We start from the raw sequence: 24,870 nt of genomic DNA on the forward strand, positions 1-24,870 counted from the left end.
TAAACACCCCCTAACTAATGTTAGGGGGTGTTTTTTTATGTGTGGGAAAAAAGGAAAGAATAAGAAAAAAGTATTATAAGTAGGTGACTCGTTTTGTATGCTCAAATTCAGTTTGGTTCTCAACTTATTTTATTCATTATTTATTTGTTAAAAGTTATAGAAAATATCTCGATTTAATAAAATAGTTTGATAGGGTTCACTTTAATATCCTTTACTTGAAGATAAACTTTATTTACACAAAATCTATATTATGGTTACATTAGACGTATTTTTATAATGAAAATCTAATTCCATTTGGGGATTTGATCGGGGTTAAAAGGAATGATTATGAATAAAAAACAACTTACCTTAAAGTTGTCTGCAATTGCTGTTTCTATATTATTAGCGAGTTGTGGTGGAGGTGGGGGCGGTTATTATGGTTCAAATGATAGCAGTGGAAATACATCCGGTGGAAATGGTCAGACACCGATCACAGCAGTGAATGTTGGTAATATTTCTTTAACTGACTCAAATGGCAATGTTGCGACAACTATTACAAATCAAGGTGTAACCGCACAAGTTGTTGTGAAAGATGGAAGTGGTAAAGCGATCAGTGGTGCTGTTGTAACTTTCACTGGCGATAATATGACTTTTGGTACATCTAATGCTACAGCACTGACAAATGCAGACGGTGTTGCTAGCATATCCATTTTACCTACTAACGCAACGGTAACAGGTGTGTATGCCTTGAGTGCAACCGCTAGTTATAATAATGTGACTTCTGCTGCTACAACACGGAATTTAGTTTTTTCTAAACAGGACATTGCACTGACGAATATGGTTGCCGCAAGTACGAGTTTAGAGTCTGGCGGATCAACATTGGTGAGTCTAGTGACTCAGGATTCTAAGGGAAATTATCAGAATAATATCGCGGTAAACTTTACAGCTGATTGTGGTAGCTTTAGCAACGGTAGTGTAACTTCTTCAAATCAAGGAAATGTAGCAACAACCTATTATGCATTCGATTCAAAAGGTAACTTGTGTGATGGTAATCAAAAAATTATAGCGACAACAACTACAGGGGCATCAAATACAACATCGGTGTCGATCGCACAAGCAGTTGCAACCTCTGTCGTATATACGACAAAAGATTCTGTTCAGTTAGGAATTAATACAAGTGGTTCATCTTCGTCTGGTCAAATTGAATTCACAGTTTATTCAAATGGTACAGTACTTAAAAATCAAAATATTACATTGAGTTTAGAGAAAGCGCCTACAGATTTAAGTTTTATTAGTTTAGGTAATCGTACGGCTCAAACCGTTAAGAGTGATAGCTCTGGTAAAGTTACTGTAACATTATATCCTGGTAATATTCCTGGCCCAGTAGAAATTAAAGCAACTCTACCTAATGGTTTAAGTGCATTATCTAAAAATGTAACAGTAACAACGGGGCGAGCGACTCAAAACAGTTTTAGTTTGTCAGCAAGCAAGCAATCTTTACAAACGGATAAAGATGGTGATACCGCAACGGTTACTGCAATGTTGGCAGATCGTAACTCGAACAGTGTCCCAGATGGAACAGTCGTCAATTTTGTGGCAGAAGGCGGTAAAATTGACGGTAGCTGTAAAACCGTCGATGGTCAATGTAGTGTGACGTTGAGAACACAAAATCCTCGGCCTGCCAATGGGCGTGTAACTGTACTTGCTTATGCTGAAGGGGATAAGTCATATCTTGATCAAGATGGGGATGGTGTTTATACACCGATCAGTGCAGGCGGTGTTGATACCCTCGTTAGTAATATTGGTAACTTTTTCCGCGATGATAATGAAAATGCTATTTACGATAGTAACAATGGAGAATTCCTCTATAAACGAGTTACGACCCCATATACTACTGATACTTGTGCCGCATCTTCAATTGACCAACCAAATATCCCTTATACCTGTGATGATCAACTTGCTACGACCTTACGTAAGCAAATGATTTTTTCTTTCGCTTCTGATACACCAACTTTCGTTGCAAACTCTGGCATTAATGGTGATATTGTTAAAGATAATTTTGTTTTCCAATTATTTGGCATTAGTATGTTAACGGTACCAATGCCTTCAGGAACTTCAATCAGTGTTTCGGTTAAAGATAATACTGATGCTAATAATTTATCATGTTCGGCTGAAATTATTAGTGGCAATAATCCAGTTCCTTCAGTGATGAATTTGATGACACCTTCTACATTTAGTAATAGCAGTATTACAAGATACGCAGTTCAACTAAAAGGTTGTGATACAGGCGACAATATTCTTGTAACCGTAACAGCACCAAATAAAACGACGACGTTTAGATTTACGCGATAATCACAATTTAAAAAAACAGCACTTCGGTGCTGTTTTTTATAGGGCTGTACCTACACTAACGGAGGCAGTCGGACGAACTTGTAGTGAGCTACAAGCCGAAACCGCGAAGAGACATAAAAGGATAAGCGCGAGTTTTGACATGGTTCTTTATCTCGTGAAAAAGAACCATCATCTTATAAACAGAGGGATTTCACTATTTTGATCAGGTAATGAAATGTAATGGATTTAATCGTCAAGTAAATCCATTTGTTTAGCGATCTGATATAAATTATTTGAACGGTTACCTGTACGGCAGAACATCAGAATTGGTTTTGGCAGTTCATTATAATGATTGGCAAATGTACGGACATCGAGCTCAGTGATCTGCCCAGCAACAATAGGTTGATAAACATAGTCTAGACCTGCACTACGCGCTGATTCTTCGATTTGCGCACTGGTGGGTTGGTCTGGGCCGCCTTCCAGATCAGGACGGTTATTAATAATCGATTTAAAACCTTTTTCAACGACTTGCCCAATATGCTCAGGGCCGATTTGACCTGCGAAACCAACATTCTCTGTCATCTTGTCACTCCAAAAACAAATAAAACATTTTATGCTCTATCATAGCATTAAGCTCGATCTTGAGTTTAAATGTCTAAATTAAATAACTGATGATAAGTAAAAGATAACGCAATGGAGCGCGCATGCATACTTACACTGTTGAGCCGTTGTATGTTTCCAGTGGTGATGAAACCATCGCTGCGGACTTCTATCTTCCTAAAGCCAATATCAGACCTGCAGTGATTATTATGGCGCATGGCTTTGCAGGATTGCGTCAATTCAAACTTATCCAGTATGCGCAGCGTTTTGCACAAGCGGGTTATGCCGTTATCTTATTTGATTATCGTTATTGGGGCGGGAGTACGGGTAAACCTCGAGAGTTGGTTTCTCTGAACGCACAGTTGGATGACTGGAAGACCATCGTTCAATACGCATCTAACTGCAAGTTAATTGATAGTCGACGCATTATTTTATGGGGATCATCTTTAAGTGGTGGATATGCACTCAGTTTGGCAACTGATCTTAAAAATATTCAAGCGGTGATGGTGCAGGTTCCCTATGTGGATGGAGCTGAAACAGCCAAGCTTTATCCGCTACAGCGCTATCCTGAAGCATTAAAACGTTCTAGTCAGGATTATATGGGTTCCAAGATGGGTTTAGCGCCAAAAACCCTGCCTGTGGTCGATCAATATCGACTCTGTTTCTTGCCAACGTCAGATAGTTATTTTGGTTATCACTCGATTGTGAACCCTGACTACTATTGGAGCGGAGAAGTCCCTGCACGGGTGTTCTTTAATCTCATGCGTTATCGTCCGATTCAGTTTGTAAGAAAAATTAATATCCCGGTTTTATTTATCGCCGCCAAGCATGACTCTCTGATTCCGATTGAATCAAGTCGTGAAGCTGCCACCAATATTGCGCCATTTGTGAGCTATTATGAATGGGAAATGAAACATTTTGATATTTATCATGGTTCTTGGTTTGAAAAAGCAGTCACAACCCAATTAGAATTTTTACATCAACATATTGGAGTGATGTAGATGATTATTGTCTGTGCATCATGTGGTGCAAAAAATCGTGTACCCGAAGAAAAATTAGCAGTTCATCCTAATTGTGGTCAATGTCATCAAGCATTGTTGACGCAGGCCCCGATTGAATTAAACGAACAAAATTTTAGCAACTTTATCAGTAACTCTGACCTGCCGGTATTGATCGATCTATGGGCAGAGTGGTGCGGTCCCTGTAAGATGATGGCACCACATTTTGCGCAGGTGGCGAAGCAAAATCCTTATGTGGTTTTTGCCAAAATTGATACTGAAGCCAATCCACGTTTAAGTGCTGCATTTAACGTGCGTAGTATACCGACTTTGGTCTTAATGAATAAAACCACTGAATTGGCAAGAATTAGCGGGGCATTGCGTAGCCCTGAATTACAGCAATGGCTAGATCAGCAATTACAGCAACACCAAGGACATTAACATGAGCGAACGCCCAACTCATCCTGAAGGGACTCTATCACTACAGAATATTGCCATGCCAGCTGATACCAATTGGAGTGGCGATGTTTTTGGCGGCTGGATTGTGTCTCAGATGGATCTCGCAGGAGCGATTCATGTTGAACGTTTTAGTAAAGGCCGCTGTGCCACCATTGCGATCAATCAGATGACTTTTCTTGTACCGGTAAAGGTCGGCAATGTGATTAGCTGTTATACCAAGATTTTGAAAGTCGGTAGCAGTTCGGTGCAAGTTCAAATTGAGGTATGGAATAGTCACGATAATTCACGTGAACCTATACGGATTACCGAAGGGGTGTTTACCTTTGTGGCAGTTGATGTAAATGGTAAGAAACGTTTGATCTCAGAAGAGATCAAGCAGACATTTGCCGCAAGTTGATCTATTGCAAGGCCAGCTCGCTCTTGTTTTGTTGAGCAAGCCGATATTCTTTTATTTGGAATGATGTATGGCTGAAGAATTAGTTTTGCAGCACGGCCATAAGGCTGAGCAATATCAAAGTATCCTTCCACAGATTCAAGCAATTATTGAAGATGAAACCGATGTAATTGCCAATCTCGCCAATATCTGCGCTGCGTTAAAACAGCAATTTGGCTGGTTCTGGATTGGTTTTTATCTGGTCAAAGAGCATGAGTTGGTGTTAGGTCCATTTCAAGGCCCGATTGCCTGTACCCGTATTGCTAAAGGTCGTGGCGTATGTGGGACTGCGTGGCAGCAACAGCAAGTCGTTATTGTACCCGATGTCGATCAGTTCCCAGGACATATTGCCTGTAGCTCTGCCTCAAAGTCGGAGATTGTACTGCCGATCATGAAAAATGGGACGTGCGTCGGAGTATTGGATATTGATAGTGATGAACTCAATCAATTTGATGAAATTGATGCCGAATACTTGAAACAGCTCATGCCGTTGATTGAAAAATTTATTTAACCGCTTGATAACAATAAGGCCCAAATTACTTTGGGCCTTATTGTTAGGGAATTCAGTGCTATTTTTTACGCTTTGGCAACCAAGCCCAAAGCATTTGGCATTGGATGGGGGTATTGCCTGAATCATCTAGTACGGTTACAGGAATCAATAACTCGCCTTTCTCATTGTCCGCTATGAACTGTTGTTGCTCTGCTGACAATGTTGCCGTTGCGGTTAAACCACCTTGAGCCACTTTTAAATAATCGACATGCAATGATTTGATCAACAAGATGCGATCATCAGGGACATGTAAACCTGTTAAAAAACCCGTCGCAGTCTCGCCGAGTAATGCCATAGCTGCCGCATGAACACCCTTAATATGATTTTGCATATTGCGCTGGTTTTCAATACGCACAGTCACGTGGTCTTTGTCGACTTCTAAATAGCGAATATTCGCCGTTCCGACCATCGGAACCACACGACCAAACGCCTTGCTCCAGAGTGTGCTGCGGATGCCTTTTGGAAATTTAGAGGTGGTTTTAACCAGCTTATAAAGGCGGTTATCTTTTGCCATAGTGAACCTATTGCTTAATCTTTGAAATTATTAAATTGCAGTGGCAGACCAAATTGTTGTTCACGTAAAAAGTTCATGATTTGTTGCAAAGTATCGCGTTTTTTATCTGTGACACGGATTTTGTCTCCTTGAATAGAAGATTGCGCTTTGATGCCGCTTTCTTTAATGGCTTTATTAATTTTTTTTGCGGTATCTGAGTCAAGTCCATCTTTGAGCTTGATCACTTGGACGACGTTTTTACCTGAAGCTGTGGCTTTTTGTGGGTCTAAAGCCTGTACATCAATCTTGCGTTTATAAAAATGGTTTTCAAGCATGGTATAAACTTGTTCGCACTGGAAATCACTTTCAGTTGAGATTTTGATTTCTTTATTTTTCTCATTTAACTCAATTGAAACGTCTTGTCCACGGAAGTCAAAACGAGTTGCAATCTCTTTTTCTGTGTTTTGCACAGCATGATTGACTTCAAATAACTCTAATTCAGAAACAATATCAAAAGAAGGCATGGTTAGACCTTTACAAAGGGAAAGAATATTTGAGATGCTAAGGGGGTTTTCTTCATTTGCCAAGTGTTGTTTACATCAAAGGAGTGCACAATGATCCGTAAACAAGAAATTACAACATTTGAGTTCCCAGAAGGCGCAGTCATCTGGGATGTCCGAGATACCAAAGCGTATGCAGAGGCTCATGTCAAAGGGGCGGTGAATCGTCCAATTACTGAAATAACTGCGGATAGTTTGACTCAAGTTACAGCGGATCAACCGATTTATATTCTATGTGGTGGTGGCAGCAAAGCACCGCGTGCAGCAGAGCTTTTAGACGGTATTGATGGTTCTCGTGAATATGTTGTATTGATGGGTGGCACACGCGCAGCGCGTGATGCGGGCTTGCCTTTAGAACAAGGTGCTTAAATCACTCAAAAGATTGGCCAAAATACAGCTGTATTTTGGCCAATTCAAAATTCTAGATTTCAGTTATTTTAAAATTAAAAATATTTAACCAGAATAATAAGGCTTCTTGGCTTTTACTTTCTTCTGAAAGCGTTGAGGATTCAACTTATCCAACAGGTTTTGAGGCATTGGACAAAGCTCATCTAAAACAAGGGCTGCCAATACTTCGCTACACAACGGCGCAAACAAGAATCCCTTTGAACCTAGGCCTGCAAAGGTAAATATCTGTCCATCATTTTGTATTTTTCCAACCAAAGGGAAATAATCTAGACTTTGTGCACGCACAGACGCACGACCTTGCCAATGTTCTACCGTAGGGAGCTGCTGCGCATATTCTGGGAACACGCTGTGGATAAGTTCATAGTTATGCACATGATCTTCTGCCAAGACATCAACATCGTCTCGATTGGGATAAAAAGATGCACCTAAGAGCAGTTGTGCAGCATCCAGTTGCATACAATAACCGCCATAACTATAGGCTTGATCTAGAGCTAAAGCTTGCTCGCGATTTTCAACCCAACTGACCTGTCCACGAATCGGCTTTAACACGGGGTAGTTTTCAAATAGCTCAGCACTTTGCTTGGCACAACAAACAATCACATCATCGGCTGTTGCGATGAGTTGCTGTTCTTGCCAAAGCTCAGTTTGCTTGTCTGTGCTTTTTAAGCGAGAAATTTTTGCTTTTATGCATTGAATATTCGGATGCTGCAATATTTCATCACGCAGTTGCTGTGGAGAAACTGCACCTGCCTGATGAAGCGTCAAGCTTGGATAATCTGTTTCAGGGGGTGCATCTTGTTGATCTGGTACAGATAACACCGCTTCAGGATATTGTTCCGCTAAGCCAAGCAATTCATCTGCATTTTTTAAAGCCATTTGCTGGACTTGAATGGATCTAAATGCTTTGAAACGTGAATAGAAATTCAAGGCATGTTGCCAGCTTAAGGTCATCAGATGTTCATGGGCTTGCTCAATTGGACACAGCTTGGGGTTGAGTAAAGCCAGAGGATTGCCCGAGGCACCTGAAAGTGGCTCATTTTGCTCGTAGATCGTGACCTGATGGCCGCGTTGAGCAAAGGCCCATGCTGTGCTTAAACCTGCGATCCCAGCGCCAATGATGGCAATCTGACGAGGTCTTGAACGGGATGCCATTGGTGCTCGTTCAGATTGAACCTTAATTTCTGATGCTGCATCCAAGTCTTCAGTTTTAACGTGCGTAGGATCAAGCCAGATGGCTTTGAGCATTTCACGTTTATGACCAAAACCACGTGGGCGGCTAATTTGCACACCATGTTGCTTGAGTCCACGTTTTAGTACACCCGCAACACTAAAGGACGCAAACGTCGTTCCATAGTCGGATAAACGGACCATGTGATTCAGTACATTTTCCTGCCACATGTCTGGATTACATGAAGGCGCAAAGCCATCAAGGAACCATGCATTTACGGCTTGGGTCTTGGGGATCGTTGGAAAAATATCCTGTGCATCACCTAACCATAAATCAATGCTAAAGCGTTCTTCTGGAAAGCTTAAACGATGACAGCCTGCTATGGCCAAAGGGTATTGTGCAATCAGTTGGTCGGCGAATGGTTTGAGCTCAGGCCAGACATTCAGTGCACGGATCAGATCGACTTTGCTCAACGGGAATTTTTCGACGCTGACCACATGTAAATGGCTGTGATTGTCAGGACGAATCTGCTGCCAAAGCTGCCACAAGGTTAGAATATTTAAACCTGTGCCAAAGCCCGTTTCGCCCACACAAAAGTATTGGTAGTCGTTCAGTTGCGACAGACGTTCAGTGAGGTCATTGCCATTTAAAAACACGTGCCGTGTTTCAAGTAAACCATTATCTTTAGAAAAGTAGACATCACCGAACTGTTTAGAAATGGGAACTTCGATGCCATCGATGAGTTCCCAGTCTAATTCGGCTGTTTGTATTTTTGCTGAGTGAGACATAAATAAAGCAGACGGTTTTACCACTGACGACGACGTTTAGTGTGAATATAGCTGGAAATCAAGAAACCCAGAATCACGCCGACAGCAAGGGTCATCGCACCATATAAAAACATTTGTGCACTGCGTTCACTTTGCAACACCTGAACCTGTACCGTTAAATTATCATTTTTTAACTGCAACTCTTGATTTTGAGAGAGCGCTTCGAGGTTGGCGTGTTCAAGTTGTTTCAAACGACTGGCCTGATCTTGAATCATGGCCTTTACTTTTGCATCTTGCTGCTGTTTGGCTTTGGCAATTTGCTCAGCAGTCAGTGGTTTTACTGCTGTTGTCGTGGCTGTAGCGGGGACGGCCGCGGCTTGGGTTTGCGCTGTTGCAGCAGCCGTGGCTGGAGCAGCAGGTGCAGGGGATTCAACCGCCCATGCAGTCGAACTGAGTAGAGATAATGCGAATAGACTTTTTACAACAACTTGCATGATTTACCCTTTTGGAAAAGCTTTATTGAATGGTTTTACTTCGATATTTGAGTAAATCCCTTCTTTTAAAAAAGGCTCTTCCTGAATCCAGGCATCTAGCGCTGCACGATTTTCAAATTCAACAATCATGGTACTGCCCAAAAAGCCTGCTTGTGGATTATTTGGGTCTTTAGGATGCGCACCTGCTGCAATTAAACGACCTTCATCATCTAACTTTTGTAGTCGTTCAATATGTTGCGGGCGAGTTGCTAAACGTTTTTCCAAAGTACCTTCGCGATCAGTACAAGTCAGCACAAAATATGGCATGGCAGTAGCTCGATGATTTAAAATCTATTCAGTGGTTTTAAAATGCTTTCTTAAGAAAAACAGTATAGCAGCTAGGTAACTCATAGAAACGATAATATCGCCAAAAGCCGTGAATTCACCCCAATATTTTCCTTGCATATAGACAAAACCAAAGAAGAAATGCAAAGCAGCCAGTAAAAAGAATTGTCCACACCATGCCCAATTCAATTTGATCCAGCCTCTTGGGCTAAGTTCGAGTAAAGAGCCCAAGAGCTTCTGGATAATTGGCATACGTTCTTTATTGAATAACGGAGTGACTAAAAAGCCCAAACCAATCCCGATATTGATAATAATCGCCTTCATTTTAATGTAGGTCACATCACTAAAGATCAGGGTGATTCCACCAAAAATAACGGACATACCCACGATGAACCACTGCATTTTTTCCAATTTAAATTTCTGGAAAAAGAACAGACAGCCATAAACCACCAAGGTTGAAATGAGCAGCGCACAGGTTGCAACAAGGATATGATTTTGATCAGTATTTCCAGCACTTCCCACCAGTTGTAATAGGGGGTGATGACTATCTTTAGGATCGGTGGTTTTATAAAAATAAAAGAAGATAATAATCGGAAGATAGTCGAGCAACGCTTTCATGTTACAGTACGATGATGAAATAGGTCAGATAGCATAATACAAACCATGTTCGGTGTCGATTTACACACACATACACTCATTTCCGATGGTACCTTCTCTCCGGAGCAACTGGTACAGGCTGCGGTGGACTTAAAAATTCATACTTTGGCCGTCACAGATCATGACAGCATGGATGCTTTGTCACGTGCCCAAAATTATGCTCAAGCACATGATATTCAAATTATTTCTGGGGTAGAAGTTTCCAGTCAGTGGTCTAGACCGAATACCAAAAAGAGCTATGGTGTACATATAGTGGCCTTGGATATGCAGGATGATGCGCCGATCAAAGCCATGCTGGAACAGCAGAAAAAAGTCCGTGCCGAACGGGCAAAAGTGATTTGTCAGCTCTTAGAAAAATGTATTGATTTTGATATCTATCCTGATGTGATTACACAAGTCGACGGTGAAGCAGATCGTGTCACCCGAACTCATATTGCCAAAGCCCTAGTCGAAAAAAATATTGTCAGTCGTCCGCAACAGGCCTTTGACCGTTTCCTGAAAGAAGGCAAAAAAGCCTTTGTAAAGTTTGAAGGCATGGGCCTTAAAGAAACCATTGATGTGATTCATGCCAGTCAGGGTTTCGCTGTGCTTGCCCATCCGACCCGTTATGACCTGTCTGCCACCAATATCCGTTATTTGATTGAGCTCTTTGCTGAATCAGGGGGGGATGCCGTAGAACTACCGCCGAGTATCGAGCCTGCTTCGACACGTCAAATGGTCGATCGCATGATTCAGCAATTTGATCTGGCGGTTTCAATTGGCAGTGATTTCCATGGCGAGAATATGCCGTGGATTAAATTGGGACAGACACCACGCCTGAAAGAGGGGCAGAAAGGGATTTGGGAACGCTTTAAATCACCTGTGCTATGAAAAAAATTAGAATTTTGCTTCATCCTTGTGTTTTTCATGCTGCTTGTATGGGGCGTGCAATCGATGTTTCATGGTTTTGCAGGAGGGGGCTAATAAGTACTGCAACCTTAAGGCTCGTCTGAACGACTAAAGTTTTTATGATTCACGCTGCTGAAAGTAATCGACTAAATAATCCAAAAAGCGTTGTACTTTAGGCGCGATCAGCTCTCGATGCGGAAATACTGCATAAATTGCGGTTGTTTCTACAGGATAGTCGGGTAGAACTTGTACTAATTTTCCTGAAGCAAGATCCTCAGACACATGCCAGATCGAATGATTGGAAATCCCAAGACCGGCTAGGGCAGCTTGCCGAACGCTTTCGCCTGAGTTAGTTGCAAAATAACCCTCAACATGCACCTGTTCAACTTTCCCTTCTGCATTGACCAAATGCCAGTGATCGGTGAGCCCCTGACCATGCTGCTGTAAGATACAGCGGTGTAACTTCAGATCGGACAAGGTTTTTGGCATACCATATTGTTGTAAATAGGCTGGAGAAGCACAGAGTAAACGTGGATTGGTACTCAAGCGTTTGGCAATCAAGCTTGAACTTTTTAACTGACCAATTCGAATGGCCAAGTCCATGCCTTGCTGAATCAGGTCGATATTCTGATCATTTAAATCTAAGTAAATCTTTAGCTGAGGATGTAAGTGGGAAAATGTGGCAATCACGGGCATTAACACCTGAGTACCAAAAGTGGTTGAGGTGCTAATCCTTAAGGTCCCAGATAAAGCTTGATTTGGAGAGGTTAGAGCTTGCTGTAAATGGACAAAATCGTTGATCCAGCCACGTCCATGCTCAAGCAATGTTTTGCCTTCTTCGGTTAAGGTTAACTTTCGGGTGGTGCGATGGAATAAGCGTAATTGCAGGTTTTGTTCTAGGCGCTGCAATTTCTGACTGGCCACCGACACCGAGAGATTAGCATCCTGAGCAGCTTTGCTGATTGAGCCCAAGTCTGCAACACGAATAAAAAACTGAAAATCTTCTGTATTCATTATCAATAAAATCAGAAAAGTATTTCTTGATTATCGTGGTTTTTCGAATAAATCCCTAGCGCTATTTTTGTATCTAAATCATCACAGGTTGAAGAGACAGATCATGAAATATCACTTTTTAGGAAATTCAGGATTAAAAGTATCAGCGCTGGGGTTTGGTGCAGGAACCTTGGGTGGACAAGGACAAATCTTTGCGGCTTGGGGGCAAGCCAGTCAAACAGAAGCCAATCAAATGATTCGTGCTGGTTTAGATGCGGGCATTAATTATTTTGATACCGCCGATGTCTATTCTGATGGAGAGTCTGAACGGATGCTGGGCAAGGCTTTGGCATCTGAACGTCAACATAATATTATTTCCACCAAAATCGGTATTCGTAGTTCAGATCATCTCAATGATGCTGGATTTAGTCGGCGTTATTTATTGTCCGCAGTTGAACAGTCCTTAACACGCTTGGGAACCGATTATATTGATGTATTACAGCTGCATCAGTTTGATAGTTTTACTGCATTGCCTCAGTTAATGAAAACTTTGGACGAGTTGGTGCGGAGTGGCAAAGTGCGTTACATCGGCGCGTCTAATTTTGCAGGTTGGCAACTGATGAAAGCCCAAGCGATTGCCGAACAATATGGCTATGAAAAGTTTGTGGTCAATCAGGTCTATTATTCATTGATTGGCCGTGATTATGAATGGGAGCTGATGCCCTTAAATGATGACCAGCACATTGGGGCGGTGGTATGGAGTCCTTTGGGCTGGGGGCGATTGACAGGTAAGTTTGATCGCGAGAATCCGATTCCAGCACAGAGCCGTTTACATGAGACCGCGCAATTTGCACCACCAGTCAATGAGGCACATCTCTATGCTGTGATTGATGTGCTCAAACAGATTGCAGTCGAAACTGGCTATACGATTCCGCAAATTGCCTTAAATTGGTTGTTGCAACGACCCACTGTATCCAGTGTCTTGATTGGGGCGCGTAATCAAACGCAACTGCAAGATAATCTCAAAGCTAAGGATATTCAGCTGTCGCTTGAACAGAGCGAACGCTTAAATCAGGTCAGTGCGGTTTACCCGCCCTATCCTTATTATCCCTACTGGAATGGACAGTTTACCGAACGCTTTAAGTCCATCATCCCATCACAATTTATTTAAGTGATGTTAAGCTGAAAAAAATGCCCTCATTGGAGGGCATTGCAACTAGAGTAAGTTATGGTCATGCGCCTGAATCGGCGGTGGGGTTGGGCGACCAAGCGTCCCCAATAATTCGATTTCGATCGAACGTACCATCGCATCAAGCGGTAAGTCATTGCTTTGTGTGCCGAAAGGTTCTTCAATTTCAGTACTTAAAGCATCCAGACCTAAGAAGGTATAAGCGAGGATACCTACGAGCAGCGGTGTAACTAAGCCCAAGAGCGAACCAAGACTGAATGGCAACATAAAGCAGAAGAAATACACGGTACGATTCAGCAAAACCGAATAGGCGAATGGAATCGGGGTATTGGCAATGCGATCACACCCAGTTTGCATTTCGCTTAAAGCGGCAACATGACGGTTCATCTGGGTATAAATGATATCCGAGATTTCACCTTCTTTCATGGCTTGTAACAGTTCCCATTGAATCAGGCTCAAGGTGTACTGCGGCGCATTATGCTGTTGATATAGTTGGGTCAGTGCCTGCTGGCTAAGTCCACTGGTTTCAGTCAATTCGGTTGGATTGGCGGTTTGATGACGCAGACGATCACGCAGTACATTGGCAAAGACAATTACGTTTTGAATAATCCGTTCACGACGTGCTTGGGTCAGCACGCGGCAATCACGGTCAAAATGGCGCGCCGTGGCAATCAACACGCCCCAGAGTTTACGGGCTTCCCACCAGCGGTCATAACAGGCGGTATTTTTAAAGCCCAAGAAAATGGACAGTACCACACCAATTAAGGTGAAGCCGACCAAGGGGATTTCTGGGAAACGATACAGATTAACATACTCGACCCCACCAATGATGGCAGAGATCAGCATGACGAAACCGAGAGAGGGCAAAATTTTGGGTAAAATCGTCCCCCGCCATGAGAATAAAACTTTAAAAATACTCGGCTGGTCACGGACAATCATGTTATTTGAATCGTTAATTTTATGTCTTGATATTCCTGTTTGAATTAAGCTTTGTCAAGGCGAGATTGCTTGGTTTGAATAGGGTTGAGTAGTTGTTGTTCAGAAAATGAAAAATAGCCTTCAGCTGAAATAATAAAATGATCGATCAAGTGAATTTCCAACAGTTTGCAGGCTTGTTTCAGTTGTTGGGTCAGATAAATATCTTCTGTTGATGGCTGGGCAATGCCATAAGGATGATTATGTGCCACCACAATTTGGCAGGCCTGCTGTTGCAGGGCATAGCGGAGGGTTTGATTCAGCGAAACAGTACAGGAATGATGTGAACCGAAGAATAGCTTTTTGAAATGCAATTTTCTCAGTTCGGCATCTAAACACAGCACCGCAAAAACCTCCTGTTTTTCACCTTGCAGTTCATAACGTAAATAGTCGAGCACCAGTGTTGAAGTATCCAGACAAAGTCGTTGTTGCTGGAAATGATTATTCAGATAACGCCGTCCAAGTTCCTTTACGGCCATCAGCTGTGCATATTTGGTTGAAGCAATGCCATTAAATTGGGATAAATCTTCAAGATTGGCATCAAATATCAAATTAAGCCCGCCAAAATGTTGAATTAAAATACGCGCCAATTCCACTGCAGAATGCTGTTTTGAGCCTGAACGCAGAAAAATTGCCAGCAGTTCAGCATCGGATAAGCTTTGTGGACCTTGGGATAAAAGTCGCTCTCTTGGACGCTCTTGTTCAGGCCAGGTTTTAATAGATTGATTCAATCGTTTATTTCCCTTTGATTTTATTGTGATTATTGTTTTAACGGGCAAAAATAATTGCGCGCCTTTTCCTTTTATATGACCTCATCTCAACACAATTCTCGTTTGTGATCTGCGCTGAAATGTTGAGGATGCTACTTGGGTATCCCGTTATTTAATGCTATTGTGAGCGCCACTGCAACAGTAAGGTATCCTGTTTGTGAGCTTCGATCTAAGTGTTATTCCCCATAAAAACATTATATTAGCGGTTACAGGTGGTATTGCTGCCTATAAAAGTGCCATCTTGGTACGCCGTTTAAAAGATTTCGGTTTTGATGTCCGTGTGGTCATGACCCATGGCGCACAAGCATTTATTACCCCACTGACTTTTCAAGCACTTTCAGGCAATCCTGTGCATACCGAATTGCTTGATCCTGAAGCCGAAGCAGGCATGGGACATATCGAATTGGCACGTTGGGCCGATTTGGTTCTGGTTGCACCTGCCAGCTGTGACAGTATCGCAAAATTTGCCAATGGTTTGGCAGATGATCTGCTCAGTACGCTATATCTGGCCACCAAAGCACCGGTTTGGGTTGCCCCTGCAATGAATCAGCAAATGTGGGCAGCAAAAGCGACACAGCGTAATCTGCAAACTTTGGTGGAAGATGGCGTGCATGTGATCATGCCAGATGCAGGTGAGCAAGCTTGTGGTGATGTTGGGCTGGGCCGTATGCCTGAGCCTGAAGATTTGGCGCGTCAAGTTGCAGCCTATTTTCATAAGGCACAACGTGCCTTGGCAGAAAAGTTTGGTCTGCTGGCTGGAAAACGCGTCACCATTACCGCGGGACCCACCCGTGAAGCGATTGACCCAGTCCGTTATATTTCTAACCACAGTACTGGTAAAATGGGTTTTGCCTTGGCAGCAGCCTGTTATGCCGCAGGGGCAAAAGTGACCTTGGTGGCAGGCCCTGTCAGTCTGGATACTCCGAATGGTGTGCAACGTATTAATGTCAGTTCTGCAATGCAGATGCTGGATGTCAGCATGAATCAACTGAAAGACGGTTGTGACATCTTTATCGCAACTGCGGCTGTGGCAGATTATCGTGTGGCACAAGTGGCAGAGCACAAGATTAAAAAAGCAGGTGATGAACTTGCGGTTGCGCTGGTTAAAAATCCAGATATTGTGGCGACCATTGCACAGCAAGATGAGCGTCCTTTCATGGTTGGCTTTGCTGCTGAAACGCAAAATGTTGAAGAATACGCTGCAGGTAAACTGGTGGCGAAAAAACTAGACATGATTGCCTGCAATGATGTGTCACGTCCAGATATTGGCTTTGCCTCAGATGAAAATGCCATGACTGTATTCTTTGCCCAGTCTTATCATATGAAAAAGCGTGAGCTGGAAAAGGCATCTAAACAAGAGATTTCGCAGCAGTTGGTTGAGTCGATTGCGGATGCTTTACGCCGTCGTCTATAAAATTGGACTGATCTCATTTATCAAAATGCAACGAAATCGTTGCATTTTTTATGTATGCTAAATCAGCAATTTCTCTTGTACGCCGGAATACACAGTACGAGGTATTTGCTGAAGACAAATCAAGCATAGCCACAGTTTTTGATAGGATATCCGAATGATTAAAAAAACTTTAGCCACCGTTGTGATGTTATCCGCTTTTGCCTTCAGCCATACGGCAATGGCTGCGGGTTTAGAAGATGATATGAAAACGCTGGGGAAAAATTATAAAGCGTTTAACCAAGCTGCAACGCCACAGGCTGCAACAGCTGCTTTGGATAATATGCGTGCAGCTGCGACCCATTCAAAACAATATAAACTGGCGCCGAATACCAAAGATAAAGTGCCAGCATCGACCGTTTTATTTGACCAGATTGTCGTAGAAATTGATAAAGCTAAACTGCTGGTTCAAGCGGGTAAGCTGGATGAAGCGAAAAAACAAGGCAAAAAGATTGCTGAATTACGTGACCAAGGGCATAAGTATTACACCCATTAATCTATCAAGATTGGTCATCGAAATGAGAGAGCTGTACTTAAAAGAGTGCAGCTTTTTTATTGATATTTGAGACGATAGAAAGACAAAATGCAGACTGAGCATGATTCAGATTTTCTCTGTATGGCAAAGTTGCTACAGTGAAAATATGAATGATGAGAGGTGATGATATGTCCTCACAACAACGTAATTATGAGCGTATTGCTCAAGCGATTCAGTATATCCAACAAAACTTTCAGCAACAGCCACAACTGGATGAGGTCGCTGCGCATATCCATTTAAGCCCAGCGCACTTTCAACGTTTATTTACCGAGTGGGTCGGCACCAGTCCGAAGAAATTTTTGCAGTATATGAGTGTTGAATATGCCAAGCAGATTTTAAAGCAGGAGCAGGGCAGTATTTTTGATGCAACCTTTGCTACAGGACTGTCCAGCACCAGTCGCCTGCATGATCTGTTTATCCAGATTGAAGGCATGACCCCAGCCGAATATAAACATGGTGGACAGAGCCTGACGATTCATTATCAATTTGCAGAGACCTTATTTGGCGAAGTGCTGATTGCGTCCACCCATAAAGGCATTTGTGCGCTGAGTTTTGTGGACAATCGGGCTGATGCTTTGCAGCAGTTAAAGAGCCAATTTCCTCAAGCTCAGTTTATCGAGCAGATTGATGCCTTGCAGCAAAGTGCTTTGGCCTTGTTTCAAAAAGCACCTCGGCAATTGGCTGATATTAAATTGCATTTAAAAGGTAGCGAATTTCAGCTGAAAGTGTGGCAAAGCCTGCTCAAGATTCCAATGGGACAGCTGTCAACTTATGGTCAGTTGGCCAAAGCCATTGATCATCCTAAAGCGGCTCGTGCTGTGGGGACTGCGATTGGCAGTAATCCTGTGGCATTTTTGATTCCGTGTCATCGGGTGATTCAGTCGACTGGTGCTTTCGGTGGCTATGAGTGGGGAACATTGCGTAAAACCGCACTGATCGGTTGGGAAGGTGCACAAACCCATGCTGCTATCTGAACAGATTCAAATCGAAACGGCGATCAGTAAAATCCATGCGGGAGATTGGGAGCTAATCACTGAACAACTCCATCAGCATGGTTTTGCCAAGATTGAGCAGGTCTTATCGAGTGCGCAATGTGAGTTGCTAAAACAGATGTATTCGCAACCAGAGCGCTATCGTAAAACCGTAGAGATGCAGCGTTATCGTTTTGGTCTAGGTGAATATAAATATTTTACTTACCCTTTACCAAATCTGATTGGACGGATACGACATGAGCTCTATCCTTATTTGGCACCGATTGCCAATGCATGGTTTCGGGTGCTGAGCTTAGAACGTTCCTTTCCATCCTCCCATGCTGAATTTTTACAGCAGTGCCATCAACATGGGCAAACGTTGGCAACGCCATTGATCTTGAAATATGGGCAAGGGGGCTTTAATACCTTACATCAGGACTTATATGGTGAGGTGTATTTCCCTTTACAGCTGGTGATTGTGCTGAGCCAGCCCAATGTAGATTTTACGGGTGGAGAGTTGGTCTTCACTCAGCAAAACCCACGAGCGCAGTCTAAAGCCATGGTGATGCAGCCACAGCAAGGTGATATCCTGATTTTCACGACTCAGTTTAAGCCTGAAAAAGGCAGTCAGGGCTATTATCGGGTCAATATGAAACATGGGGTCAGCCCAGTTCATCAAGGGGAGCGTTATAGCTTAGGGATTATTTTTCATGATGCGCTGAGTTAGTCTGATGTGGCGACATTGTGAACTGGCGCAGACCGAGCTGCATCTGAAACTGAAACAGCAGGAAATTTTGTATGCTGGAAACGCACAGCTTAAAATCTATGGCAGATTGACCTGTGCCTCAGGGAAGCGCATGCTGAAAAACAATCGAGTCTTTTTTGTCGATGAGCATGAAGCGATTGCACAGGGCTACCGACCTTGTGGACATTGTATGCGGCAGGCCTATAAGAAGTGGAAAGATGCAACTATTTGATATTGAAGCTGACCCAGAGCAGAATCATTTGCCCTATGACGGTACGGTACAGTACTACGGCAAAGTCGTGCAGACTGCGGCAGCCGATCATTATTTTGATCAGCTGATGCAAACGATTGCATGGGAAAACGACCAAGCCATGATCTTTGGCAAGTTATTAACGACTAAACGCAAAGTGGCGTGGTATGGCGATCAGCGTTTTGAATATACCTATTCCAATATAAATAAATATGCCTTGCCATGGACAACGGAGTTACTTGAATTAAAACAACTGGCCGAAAAGCTAACGGGTGAAACATTTAACTCTTGTTTGCTCAATCTTTATCATAGTGGTGAAGAAGGAATGGCCTGGCATAGCGATGGTGAAACTGATTTAAAAAAAGATGGTGCAATTGCATCGTTTAGTTTTGGCGCAGAGCGTAAATTTGCCTTTAAACATAAGCAGAGCAAAGAAAAAGTCGAACTATATTTAGAACATGGCAGCTTATTGGTGATGAAAGACACCACGCAGACGTATTGGTTACACCGTCTGCCTCCCACCAAGAAAGTGAGCGCGGCGCGGATTAATTTAACCTTTAGAACGATTGTATATTGATCTTAGAAAAAAAGGACTGAAAAATCAGTCCTTTTATCTTACAGCAAGAGTGCTTATGCTTGGCCTTGTGCATCAGCATCCGCTTGTAGGCGTTGCATATTTGCTTCAAATTCAGCATCAAAGTTAATTGGTGTAAGCAACAATTGCGGGAAGCTACCCTTAGTCACAAGGTCATTCACCGCTTCACGTAAGAACGGGAACAAGATATTTGGGCAGTAAGCGCCCAAGATGTATGGAAGGCGATCTTCTTCTACACCATCAACCAAGAAAATCCCTGATTGGGTCACATCAACGATGAACGCAGTTTCATTTTCGTTGTTTGCTTGAACCACAACTTTTAAAGACACTTCGTAGTGGGTCGCATCAATTTTTTCTGCAGCAGAAGATAAATTGATGTTGAGTTCTGGCTGCCATTGTTTCGTGAAAACTTGTGCACCAGGAACTTCGAAAGAAATGTCTTTAGTGTAAATACGTTCTAACGCGAGTTGTGGTTGAACTTGTTCTTCGCTCATTGTTTTTCCTTAAATCTTGGATTTAGATGTTGTTAAGCTAATAATTGGTCGAGTTTACCTTCACGCTCTAAAGCATAAAGTTGATCAAAACCACCGATAAACTGATCTTTAATAAAAATTTGCGGCACCGTACGATGATTGGTACGTTGCATTAACTCAAGACGAACTTCTGGTGCTTCATTGGAAAGATTAATTTCTTTAAAAGCCACACCTTTACGCTCGAGTAATTGTTTTGCACGCACACAATACGGGCAAGATAGCGTTGAATAAATGGTGACGTTTTCAGTAGTCATTTTATCGCTCCTTAAGCTTTGGTTTTGCTTTTCACTAAAGGCAAGCCTTGAGCTTTCCAGTTGCTAATGCCACCGTCTAAGCGGTAACTGTCAGCATGGGCAACTTTTTGCAAGGCTGAGCCTGCAACCTGCCCTAAGTTACAAATGAAGACCAAAGGACGATCACTTGCTTTTAATTCATCAATATGACTGGTGATCTGGCTATATGGAATGTTACGGCTACCGCTGATGTGGCCATCACGGAAATCTTTTCCATCACGCAGGTCGATCAACATGGCATTTTTTGCCTTGACCAAAATACCCAGTGATTGTGGTGAAATTTTACGACCATTGCGTTGTCCTTCTAAAATAAAGAACAACACGATTAACACGCCGAGCGTACCAAATAAGAAGGGGTGATTCCCCATAAACTCTAACCAGCGTTCCACAAGTCACCTAAAGTTAAAATCAAAATTGATGCTGAGTATAACTTATCTCAATGGTGATCAAAAATGTTAGTTCAAGGGCAGAAGCCGAAGAAAATTAACTTTTTTGTTGTGCTTCCTGAATTTCATCCAATAGGCGCAGATAACTGTCTAGACGACGCGGTAAAATTTCACCTGCATCAACCGCTTGTTTCAACGCACAATTTTTCTCATGGGTATGGGTGCAGTTACGGAACTGACAAAGGCCGAGATGGGCTTCAATTTCAGGAAAGCCAGTTCGTACTTTTTCCAGATTCAGATGCCATAGCCCAAACTCACGGATTCCGGGAGAATCAATCAAGGCGCCGTTTGTTCCAAATTTGATCAAACGGGTGGAGGTGGTGGTGTGTTGACCGAGCGCTGAGTTCTCTGAAATCACGTTGGTTTTCTGCGCAGCATCTGGAACAATGGTATTGATCAAGGAGCTTTTACCGACACCTGACTGTCCAACGAAGGCCACTGTTTCATTATCCAGACGTGCCGATAGTTCAGAGAGATCGCCACGTGAATGACAAATCAGGGTTTCATAACCCAACGCCTCATATTCACTCAATAGCGTCAGAATCGGATCATTTTCAGTGAGCAAGTCTGATTTGTTTAACACCAGTAAGGCTGGAATGTTGGCATCGGCACACGCGACCAGATAACGGTCAATCAATGTCGGTGCAGGTTCTGGCAGCGGGGCAAATACAATCACAATCAAACTGATATTGGCAGCGACGGGTTTGACCTTGTGATAACGGTCTGGACGAGTCAGCAATGACTGTCTTGGATAAATCGCGGTGATAATGCCCAAGCCCGTAATGGGATCGGCTTGCCATTTAACCCGATCACCTGTGACCAAAAGTTCTAGGTTGGTACGGGTGTGACAACGCCAAATGCTGTCGAGCTCGATCGGTTTCCAGAATGGTTCCGGTTCACCTTCAGCCACGTGTGGTTTTTCAGGGTGCTGTTCAGGCACAGATAAAGCTTGTACTTCGAGTTGACGACCATAATGCTGAACAACCAGTCCATCCAGATCTTGCGATGTATCAATGTCGTCTTGACGTGATTTATGCTGTTTCTCAATACGACGTTGCTGTTGTTCGGTTAAACGACGCTTACGAATTAAAGCCATTCATATCCCAAAAAATCCACACTTAGAAGACCGCAAAAATAGCACGAAGCCGCTATAGAATTACAGCCAAGATGTAATTAATTTGCTACTATTGATGTTTTTAAGCACATTAGAATCGCCATCCATGAGCAGCACCCCTGATACACGATTAATTTGGATCGATCTGGAAATGACAGGTCTCGATACCGATAACGACAAGATTATTGAAATTGCAACAATTATTACAGATGACCATTTGAATATCTTGGCTGAAGGACCTGTTTTAGCGGTACATCAATCTGATTTGATTCTAAATGCGATGGATGAGTGGAATACCAAGCAACATGGCCAGTCGGGTCTGATTGAGCGAGTACGCCGCAGTAAGTTAAAGGCTGAAGATGCAGAACAGCAAACGCTTGAGTTCCTCAAGAAATGGGTGAGTCCAAAATCTTCGCCGATGTGTGGTAATTCAATTTGCCAAGACCGCCGTTTCTTGCATCGTTTAATGCCTGAGCTGGAACAGTTTTTCCATTACCGTAATTTAGATGTTTCTTCAGTGAAAGAGTTAGCGAAACGCTGGAGACCGGAAATCATGAGCGGTTTAAAGAAAAATGCTTCACACTTGGCAATGGATGACATCCGTGATTCGATCGCAGAACTGAAATATTATCGGGAATACTTCTTTATCATGAACAACGATAACTAATCGATTGATAGAATATTTAAAAGGAGCGTCAGCTCCTTTTTTAATGCGCCAAAAAGTTTGGGATTGATTAAAAAATCGCTTAAACTCAGCTTTTAATTGCAAACTATAAAAAAGAGAGCGTACATGCAAAGTACCAACCCTATTTTAACGCGGGTAGAAACTTATCAGGATTTGGCTGAACCCATGACCATTCAGGGAGCGATCCAGAAGTCAGTGCTGTTAACCGTGATTGCGGCTGTTTTAGGCATGGCTTTATTTTTCTACTGTGCGATGACCGCCAACCTTTCCATTGCCTATGCTGCGACAATCATCGGGGCCGTAGGTGGTTTCATTCTGGCTCTGATTACTACCTTTAAATCTAATACCGCACCTGCTTTGGCCATTCCATATGCTTTATTTGAAGGGGCATTTTTAGGCGGTGTGTCGTTTATTTTTCAGTTGAAATATCCGGGCGTGCCATTACAAGCATTGCTGGCGACTTTCGTGACCACATTAGTTTTATTTGCGTTATATAAATTCCAAGTGATCCGTGCCACTGAAAAGTTTAAAGCCATTGTCATTTCAGCATCGATTGCGATTGCCTTGGTGTTTGTCGTACAGATCATTTTGCGTTTAGCATTTGGTTCAAGCATTCCTTATATCTTTGAAAGCAACTGGTTAGGGATTGGTTTTGCTGCTTTTGTTGCCGTGATTGCATCATTAAACCTGATCTTGGATTTTGACTTGATTGAAAATGCGGCTGCACAACGTGCGCCAAAAGCATTTGAATGGATCTGTGCCATCGCCTTATTGGCGACTTTGGTATGGATGTATTATTCATTCCTGCGTTTATTGAGCTTACTTCGTGGTGATGATTAAGTTCCAATTTAGGTAAAAATACAAATCGTCTTCACTTGAAGGCGATTTTTTTATGCAAGATTGTAAAAAAGATGGATTATGCAATTCCGCTCTAGACGGAATATTGGCATGATGTGGTGAAAATTTTTCGAGTGAGAATAAGATGTCACAAGGACTTTTAGCTGGTAAGCGTTTTTTGATTGCTGGTATTGCAAGTAAATTATCGATTGCTTTTGGTATTGCATCAGCACTCCACCGTGAAGGTGCAGAGCTTGCGTTTACTTATCCAAACGAGAAGTTGAAAAAACGTGTCGATGATTTTGCAGCACAGTTTGGTTCAACACTGGTATTCCCTTGTGATGTTGCGATTGACGTAGAAATTGACAATGCCTTTGTTGAATTGGCAAAACACTGGGATGGTTTAGACGGTGTAGTGCATTCAATTAGTTTTGCCCCTGCACATACGCTTGACGGTGACTTTACCGACGTGACCGATCGTGACGGTTTTAAAATTGCGCATGACATTAGTGCCTATAGCTTTATCGCAATGGCACGTGCGGCTAAACCATTATTACAAGCGCGCCAAGGTTGTTTATTGACTTTGACTTATCAAGGTTCTGAGCGTGTGATGCCGAACTATAATGTAATGGGAATGGCTAAAGCATCATTAGAAGCAGGCGTACGTTATTTGGCGTCAAGCTTGGGTGTAGACGGTATTCGTGTCAATGCAATTTCTGCGGGCCCAATCCGTACTTTGGCTGCATCAGGGATTAAATCATTCCGTAAAATGTTAGATGCCAATGAAAAAATTGCGCCACTGAAACGTAATGTGACCATTGAAGAAGTGGGTAATGCTGCATTATTCCTTTGCTCGCCATGGGCTTCGGGTATTACAGGCGAAATCATGTATGTTGATGGTGGCTTTAACACGGTTGGTATGAGCCAGTCAATGATGGATGATGAATAATTAGATTAATCTAAATTATTTGATAAAGCCGCTTTTATAGCGGCTTTGTTTTTTTAACAATATGATGGAATTCTAAAAACTATAACCCATCTTTTGAACTCATTTATTATGGTTTTCTATACTGTTAAACCATTGTTCAGGATCTTTAGCGAATAAATACGCATTTGATTTTTTAATATGACTGATTACTTTAAATACATTTGGTTCAGCTATACGCTTTTGTTCAGGTATAAACAATACACAACAAAGCTTTTGTGCAATAGCAATAATTTGTTCAATATCTAAAACAAAATTGCCACGCATATCTATTCGAAACTGAATGTTTTTTAATTCACCTTTTTCATACCATGCTTGCCCGTCAGTTTTTTCTTCATCCCCGAAAATAACTAAGTCCTCATGCCATGATTTAGATAAGGGGTAATATTTTATAA

The 24,870-nt window shown here is 42.4% G+C and carries 32 protein-coding genes; 17 read left to right on the plus strand and 15 right to left on the minus strand.

Translation table 11 applies throughout. The features are described from left to right. Positions 1-327: 327 nt before the first annotated feature. A complete protein-coding gene (locus Aba26S_RS16840; protein ID WP_043973670.1) occupies positions 328-2,331 on the plus strand; it encodes an Ig-like domain-containing protein in 2,004 nt (667 codons plus the stop codon). Between the two features lie 225 nt (positions 2,332-2,556). On the opposite strand, the gene Aba26S_RS16845 is transcribed toward Aba26S_RS16840, so the two are convergent. Continuing rightward, on the minus strand, positions 2,557-2,892 hold the full coding sequence (locus Aba26S_RS16845) for a TIGR01244 family sulfur transferase (RefSeq protein WP_005239808.1): 336 nt from the start codon (positions 2,890-2,892) through the stop codon (positions 2,557-2,559). 122 nt (positions 2,893-3,014) lie between these two features. On the opposite strand from Aba26S_RS16845, the gene Aba26S_RS16850 reads away from it, so the two are divergent. From Aba26S_RS16850 to Aba26S_RS16865, 4 genes are all read left to right on the plus strand, one after another. Beyond that, complete coding sequence (locus Aba26S_RS16850) at positions 3,015-3,911, plus strand: alpha/beta hydrolase (RefSeq protein ID WP_043973673.1); 897 nt, start codon at positions 3,015-3,017, stop codon at positions 3,909-3,911. Then, entirely contained in the window at positions 3,912-4,349 is a 438-nt protein-coding gene (gene trxC, locus Aba26S_RS16855; RefSeq protein ID WP_005239804.1) for a thioredoxin TrxC, read from the plus strand. 1 nt (position 4,350) lies between these two features. Then, positions 4,351-4,764: an acyl-CoA thioesterase gene (locus Aba26S_RS16860; protein WP_005239802.1), complete on the plus strand. Its 414-nt coding sequence runs from the start codon at positions 4,351-4,353 to the stop codon at positions 4,762-4,764. 67 nt (positions 4,765-4,831) lie between these two features. Next, positions 4,832-5,311 carry a GAF domain-containing protein gene (locus Aba26S_RS16865; protein ID WP_005239800.1) on the plus strand — a complete coding sequence of 160 codons (480 nt, stop codon included), beginning with the start codon at positions 4,832-4,834 and terminating at the stop codon, positions 5,309-5,311. Between the two features lie 58 nt (positions 5,312-5,369). Here Aba26S_RS16865 and Aba26S_RS16870 read toward each other — a convergent pair whose 3' ends face one another. Beyond that, positions 5,370-5,864, minus strand: coding sequence for a DUF4442 domain-containing protein (locus Aba26S_RS16870; protein ID WP_005239799.1), 495 nt, complete (start codon positions 5,862-5,864; stop codon positions 5,370-5,372). A 14-nt stretch (positions 5,865-5,878) separates the two neighbouring features. Further along, on the minus strand, positions 5,879-6,367 hold the full coding sequence (locus tag Aba26S_RS16875) for a YajQ family cyclic di-GMP-binding protein (protein ID WP_005239796.1): 489 nt from the start codon (positions 6,365-6,367) through the stop codon (positions 5,879-5,881). A 90-nt stretch (positions 6,368-6,457) separates the two neighbouring features. Between Aba26S_RS16875 and Aba26S_RS16880 the strand changes: the two genes are divergently transcribed. Continuing rightward, positions 6,458-6,772 (plus strand): rhodanese-like domain-containing protein, encoded by a 315-nt coding sequence (locus Aba26S_RS16880; RefSeq protein ID WP_005239794.1) that lies wholly within the window; start codon positions 6,458-6,460, stop codon positions 6,770-6,772. 84 nt (positions 6,773-6,856) lie between these two features. On the opposite strand, the gene mnmC is transcribed toward Aba26S_RS16880, so the two are convergent. Genes mnmC through Aba26S_RS16900 form a run of 4 tightly spaced genes read right to left on the minus strand, consistent with a single transcriptional unit; the run spans position 6,857 to position 10,182 of the window. Further along, positions 6,857-8,767 (minus strand): FAD-dependent 5-carboxymethylaminomethyl-2-thiouridine(34) oxidoreductase MnmC, encoded by a 1,911-nt coding sequence (gene mnmC, locus Aba26S_RS16885; RefSeq protein WP_005239788.1) that lies wholly within the window; start codon positions 8,765-8,767, stop codon positions 6,857-6,859. Between the two features lie 17 nt (positions 8,768-8,784). Continuing rightward, positions 8,785-9,240 carry a hypothetical protein gene (locus Aba26S_RS16890; protein WP_005239787.1) on the minus strand — a complete coding sequence of 152 codons (456 nt, stop codon included), beginning with the start codon at positions 9,238-9,240 and terminating at the stop codon, positions 8,785-8,787. Positions 9,241-9,243: 3 nt separating this feature from the next. Beyond that, positions 9,244-9,546 (minus strand): YciI family protein, encoded by a 303-nt coding sequence (locus Aba26S_RS16895; RefSeq protein ID WP_005239786.1) that lies wholly within the window; start codon positions 9,544-9,546, stop codon positions 9,244-9,246. Between the two features lie 24 nt (positions 9,547-9,570). Next, positions 9,571-10,182: a septation protein IspZ gene (locus Aba26S_RS16900; protein ID WP_005239785.1), complete on the minus strand. Its 612-nt coding sequence runs from the start codon at positions 10,180-10,182 to the stop codon at positions 9,571-9,573. Between the two features lie 45 nt (positions 10,183-10,227). Between Aba26S_RS16900 and Aba26S_RS16905 the strand changes: the two genes are divergently transcribed. Beyond that, on the plus strand, positions 10,228-11,091 hold the full coding sequence (locus Aba26S_RS16905) for a PHP domain-containing protein (protein ID WP_005239784.1): 864 nt from the start codon (positions 10,228-10,230) through the stop codon (positions 11,089-11,091). A gap of 135 nt (positions 11,092-11,226) precedes the next feature. Here Aba26S_RS16905 and Aba26S_RS16910 read toward each other — a convergent pair whose 3' ends face one another. Then, a complete protein-coding gene (locus tag Aba26S_RS16910; protein ID WP_005239783.1) occupies positions 11,227-12,123 on the minus strand; it encodes a LysR family transcriptional regulator in 897 nt (298 codons plus the stop codon). 103 nt (positions 12,124-12,226) lie between these two features. On the opposite strand from Aba26S_RS16910, the gene Aba26S_RS16915 reads away from it, so the two are divergent. Then, complete coding sequence (locus Aba26S_RS16915) at positions 12,227-13,273, plus strand: aldo/keto reductase (protein ID WP_005239782.1); 1,047 nt, start codon at positions 12,227-12,229, stop codon at positions 13,271-13,273. A 45-nt stretch (positions 13,274-13,318) separates the two neighbouring features. Here the strand turns inward: Aba26S_RS16915 and Aba26S_RS16920 are convergent, their stop codons facing one another. Together Aba26S_RS16920 and radC are read right to left on the minus strand one after the other, a co-directional pair. Beyond that, entirely contained in the window at positions 13,319-14,230 is a 912-nt protein-coding gene (locus Aba26S_RS16920) for a bestrophin family protein (RefSeq protein WP_004655906.1), read from the minus strand. A gap of 44 nt (positions 14,231-14,274) precedes the next feature. Continuing rightward, positions 14,275-14,997, minus strand: coding sequence for a DNA repair protein RadC (radC, locus tag Aba26S_RS16925; protein WP_005239780.1), 723 nt, complete (start codon positions 14,995-14,997; stop codon positions 14,275-14,277). A 196-nt stretch (positions 14,998-15,193) separates the two neighbouring features. Between radC and coaBC the strand changes: the two genes are divergently transcribed. The 6 genes from coaBC (at position 15,194) to Aba26S_RS16955 (ending at position 19,564) form a co-directional block, all read left to right on the plus strand. Then, entirely contained in the window at positions 15,194-16,450 is a 1,257-nt protein-coding gene (coaBC, locus tag Aba26S_RS16930) for a bifunctional phosphopantothenoylcysteine decarboxylase/phosphopantothenate--cysteine ligase CoaBC (RefSeq protein WP_005239779.1), read from the plus strand. Positions 16,451-16,604: 154 nt separating this feature from the next. Next, complete coding sequence (locus Aba26S_RS16935; RefSeq protein WP_005239777.1) at positions 16,605-16,982, plus strand: cytochrome b562; 378 nt, start codon at positions 16,605-16,607, stop codon at positions 16,980-16,982. Between the two features lie 167 nt (positions 16,983-17,149). Beyond that, the gene (locus Aba26S_RS16940; RefSeq protein ID WP_005239776.1) at positions 17,150-17,995 is read left to right on the plus strand and encodes a methylated-DNA--[protein]-cysteine S-methyltransferase; all 846 of its coding nucleotides are present in this window, start codon (positions 17,150-17,152) and stop codon (positions 17,993-17,995) included. Continuing rightward, on the plus strand, positions 17,982-18,719 hold the full coding sequence (locus Aba26S_RS16945; RefSeq protein WP_005239775.1) for a 2OG-Fe(II) oxygenase: 738 nt from the start codon (positions 17,982-17,984) through the stop codon (positions 18,717-18,719). The genes Aba26S_RS16940 and Aba26S_RS16945 overlap by 14 nt, the downstream gene beginning before the upstream one ends. Before the next feature lie 4 nt (positions 18,720-18,723). Next, positions 18,724-18,969, plus strand: coding sequence for an Ada metal-binding domain-containing protein (locus tag Aba26S_RS16950; protein WP_005239774.1), 246 nt, complete (start codon positions 18,724-18,726; stop codon positions 18,967-18,969). Next, positions 18,956-19,564 carry an alpha-ketoglutarate-dependent dioxygenase AlkB gene (locus tag Aba26S_RS16955; protein WP_005239772.1) on the plus strand — a complete coding sequence of 203 codons (609 nt, stop codon included), beginning with the start codon at positions 18,956-18,958 and terminating at the stop codon, positions 19,562-19,564. Before Aba26S_RS16950 ends, Aba26S_RS16955 begins: the two co-directional genes overlap by 14 nt. Positions 19,565-19,617: 53 nt before the next feature. On the opposite strand, the gene secB is transcribed toward Aba26S_RS16955, so the two are convergent. From secB to rsgA, 4 genes are all read right to left on the minus strand, one after another. Then, complete coding sequence (gene secB / locus Aba26S_RS16960; protein WP_004804306.1) at positions 19,618-20,076, minus strand: protein-export chaperone SecB; 459 nt, start codon at positions 20,074-20,076, stop codon at positions 19,618-19,620. 32 nt (positions 20,077-20,108) lie between these two features. Next, the gene (gene grxC, locus Aba26S_RS16965; protein ID WP_005239771.1) at positions 20,109-20,369 is read right to left on the minus strand and encodes a glutaredoxin 3; all 261 of its coding nucleotides are present in this window, start codon (positions 20,367-20,369) and stop codon (positions 20,109-20,111) included. An 11-nt stretch (positions 20,370-20,380) separates the two neighbouring features. Continuing rightward, positions 20,381-20,797, minus strand: coding sequence for a rhodanese-like domain-containing protein (locus Aba26S_RS16970; RefSeq protein WP_005239768.1), 417 nt, complete (start codon positions 20,795-20,797; stop codon positions 20,381-20,383). A 94-nt stretch (positions 20,798-20,891) separates the two neighbouring features. After that, positions 20,892-21,950 carry a ribosome small subunit-dependent GTPase A gene (gene rsgA, locus Aba26S_RS16975; protein ID WP_043973677.1) on the minus strand — a complete coding sequence of 353 codons (1,059 nt, stop codon included), beginning with the start codon at positions 21,948-21,950 and terminating at the stop codon, positions 20,892-20,894. Between the two features lie 124 nt (positions 21,951-22,074). On the opposite strand from rsgA, the gene orn reads away from it, so the two are divergent. The 3 genes from orn (at position 22,075) to Aba26S_RS16990 (ending at position 24,439) form a co-directional block, all read left to right on the plus strand. Next, positions 22,075-22,635: an oligoribonuclease gene (gene orn / locus Aba26S_RS16980; RefSeq protein WP_005239763.1), complete on the plus strand. Its 561-nt coding sequence runs from the start codon at positions 22,075-22,077 to the stop codon at positions 22,633-22,635. Between the two features lie 123 nt (positions 22,636-22,758). Further along, entirely contained in the window at positions 22,759-23,493 is a 735-nt protein-coding gene (locus tag Aba26S_RS16985; protein ID WP_005239762.1) for a Bax inhibitor-1/YccA family protein, read from the plus strand. Positions 23,494-23,635: 142 nt separating this feature from the next. Further along, complete coding sequence (locus Aba26S_RS16990; RefSeq protein WP_043973679.1) at positions 23,636-24,439, plus strand: enoyl-ACP reductase; 804 nt, start codon at positions 23,636-23,638, stop codon at positions 24,437-24,439. A gap of 99 nt (positions 24,440-24,538) precedes the next feature. On the opposite strand, the gene Aba26S_RS16995 is transcribed toward Aba26S_RS16990, so the two are convergent. After that, positions 24,539-24,870: hypothetical protein (locus Aba26S_RS16995; protein ID WP_043973680.1), on the minus strand; the 332-nt coding region annotated here is incomplete at its 5' end.

The organism is Acinetobacter sp. NBRC 110496 (assembly GCF_000876115.1).
GTDB lineage: Bacteria > Pseudomonadota > Gammaproteobacteria > Pseudomonadales > Moraxellaceae > Acinetobacter.

Bases quoted from the DNA above. Each gene is read 5' to 3' on its own strand.
- Aba26S_RS16840 (WP_043973670.1), top strand. From the start codon at position 328: ATGAATAAAAAACAACTTACCTTAAAGTTGTCTGCAATTGCTGTTTCT.
- Aba26S_RS16845 (WP_005239808.1), bottom strand. From the start codon at position 2,892: ATGACAGAGAATGTTGGTTTCGCAGGTCAAATCGGCCCTGAGCATATT.
- Aba26S_RS16850 (WP_043973673.1), top strand. From the start codon at position 3,015: ATGCATACTTACACTGTTGAGCCGTTGTATGTTTCCAGTGGTGATGAA.
- trxC (WP_005239804.1), top strand. From the start codon at position 3,912: ATGATTATTGTCTGTGCATCATGTGGTGCAAAAAATCGTGTACCCGAA.
- Aba26S_RS16860 (WP_005239802.1), top strand. From the start codon at position 4,351: ATGAGCGAACGCCCAACTCATCCTGAAGGGACTCTATCACTACAGAAT.
- Aba26S_RS16865 (WP_005239800.1), top strand. From the start codon at position 4,832: ATGGCTGAAGAATTAGTTTTGCAGCACGGCCATAAGGCTGAGCAATAT.
- Aba26S_RS16870 (WP_005239799.1), bottom strand. From the start codon at position 5,864: ATGGCAAAAGATAACCGCCTTTATAAGCTGGTTAAAACCACCTCTAAA.
- Aba26S_RS16875 (WP_005239796.1), bottom strand. From the start codon at position 6,367: ATGCCTTCTTTTGATATTGTTTCTGAATTAGAGTTATTTGAAGTCAAT.
- Aba26S_RS16880 (WP_005239794.1), top strand. From the start codon at position 6,458: ATGATCCGTAAACAAGAAATTACAACATTTGAGTTCCCAGAAGGCGCA.
- mnmC (WP_005239788.1), bottom strand. From the start codon at position 8,767: ATGTCTCACTCAGCAAAAATACAAACAGCCGAATTAGACTGGGAACTC.
- Aba26S_RS16890 (WP_005239787.1), bottom strand. From the start codon at position 9,240: ATGCAAGTTGTTGTAAAAAGTCTATTCGCATTATCTCTACTCAGTTCG.
- Aba26S_RS16895 (WP_005239786.1), bottom strand. From the start codon at position 9,546: ATGCCATATTTTGTGCTGACTTGTACTGATCGCGAAGGTACTTTGGAA.
- Aba26S_RS16900 (WP_005239785.1), bottom strand. From the start codon at position 10,182: ATGAAAGCGTTGCTCGACTATCTTCCGATTATTATCTTCTTTTATTTT.
- Aba26S_RS16905 (WP_005239784.1), top strand. From the start codon at position 10,228: ATGTTCGGTGTCGATTTACACACACATACACTCATTTCCGATGGTACC.
- Aba26S_RS16910 (WP_005239783.1), bottom strand. From the start codon at position 12,123: ATGAATACAGAAGATTTTCAGTTTTTTATTCGTGTTGCAGACTTGGGC.
- Aba26S_RS16915 (WP_005239782.1), top strand. From the start codon at position 12,227: ATGAAATATCACTTTTTAGGAAATTCAGGATTAAAAGTATCAGCGCTG.
- Aba26S_RS16920 (WP_004655906.1), bottom strand. From the start codon at position 14,230: ATGATTGTCCGTGACCAGCCGAGTATTTTTAAAGTTTTATTCTCATGG.
- Aba26S_RS16935 (WP_005239777.1), top strand. From the start codon at position 16,605: ATGATTAAAAAAACTTTAGCCACCGTTGTGATGTTATCCGCTTTTGCC.
- Aba26S_RS16940 (WP_005239776.1), top strand. From the start codon at position 17,150: ATGTCCTCACAACAACGTAATTATGAGCGTATTGCTCAAGCGATTCAG.
- Aba26S_RS16945 (WP_005239775.1), top strand. From the start codon at position 17,982: ATGCTGCTATCTGAACAGATTCAAATCGAAACGGCGATCAGTAAAATC.
- Aba26S_RS16950 (WP_005239774.1), top strand. From the start codon at position 18,724: ATGTGGCGACATTGTGAACTGGCGCAGACCGAGCTGCATCTGAAACTG.
- Aba26S_RS16955 (WP_005239772.1), top strand. From the start codon at position 18,956: ATGCAACTATTTGATATTGAAGCTGACCCAGAGCAGAATCATTTGCCC.
- secB (WP_004804306.1), bottom strand. From the start codon at position 20,076: ATGAGCGAAGAACAAGTTCAACCACAACTCGCGTTAGAACGTATTTAC.
- grxC (WP_005239771.1), bottom strand. From the start codon at position 20,369: ATGACTACTGAAAACGTCACCATTTATTCAACGCTATCTTGCCCGTAT.
- rsgA (WP_043973677.1), bottom strand. From the start codon at position 21,950: ATGGCTTTAATTCGTAAGCGTCGTTTAACCGAACAACAGCAACGTCGT.
- orn (WP_005239763.1), top strand. From the start codon at position 22,075: ATGAGCAGCACCCCTGATACACGATTAATTTGGATCGATCTGGAAATG.
- Aba26S_RS16985 (WP_005239762.1), top strand. From the start codon at position 22,759: ATGCAAAGTACCAACCCTATTTTAACGCGGGTAGAAACTTATCAGGAT.
- Aba26S_RS16990 (WP_043973679.1), top strand. From the start codon at position 23,636: ATGTCACAAGGACTTTTAGCTGGTAAGCGTTTTTTGATTGCTGGTATT.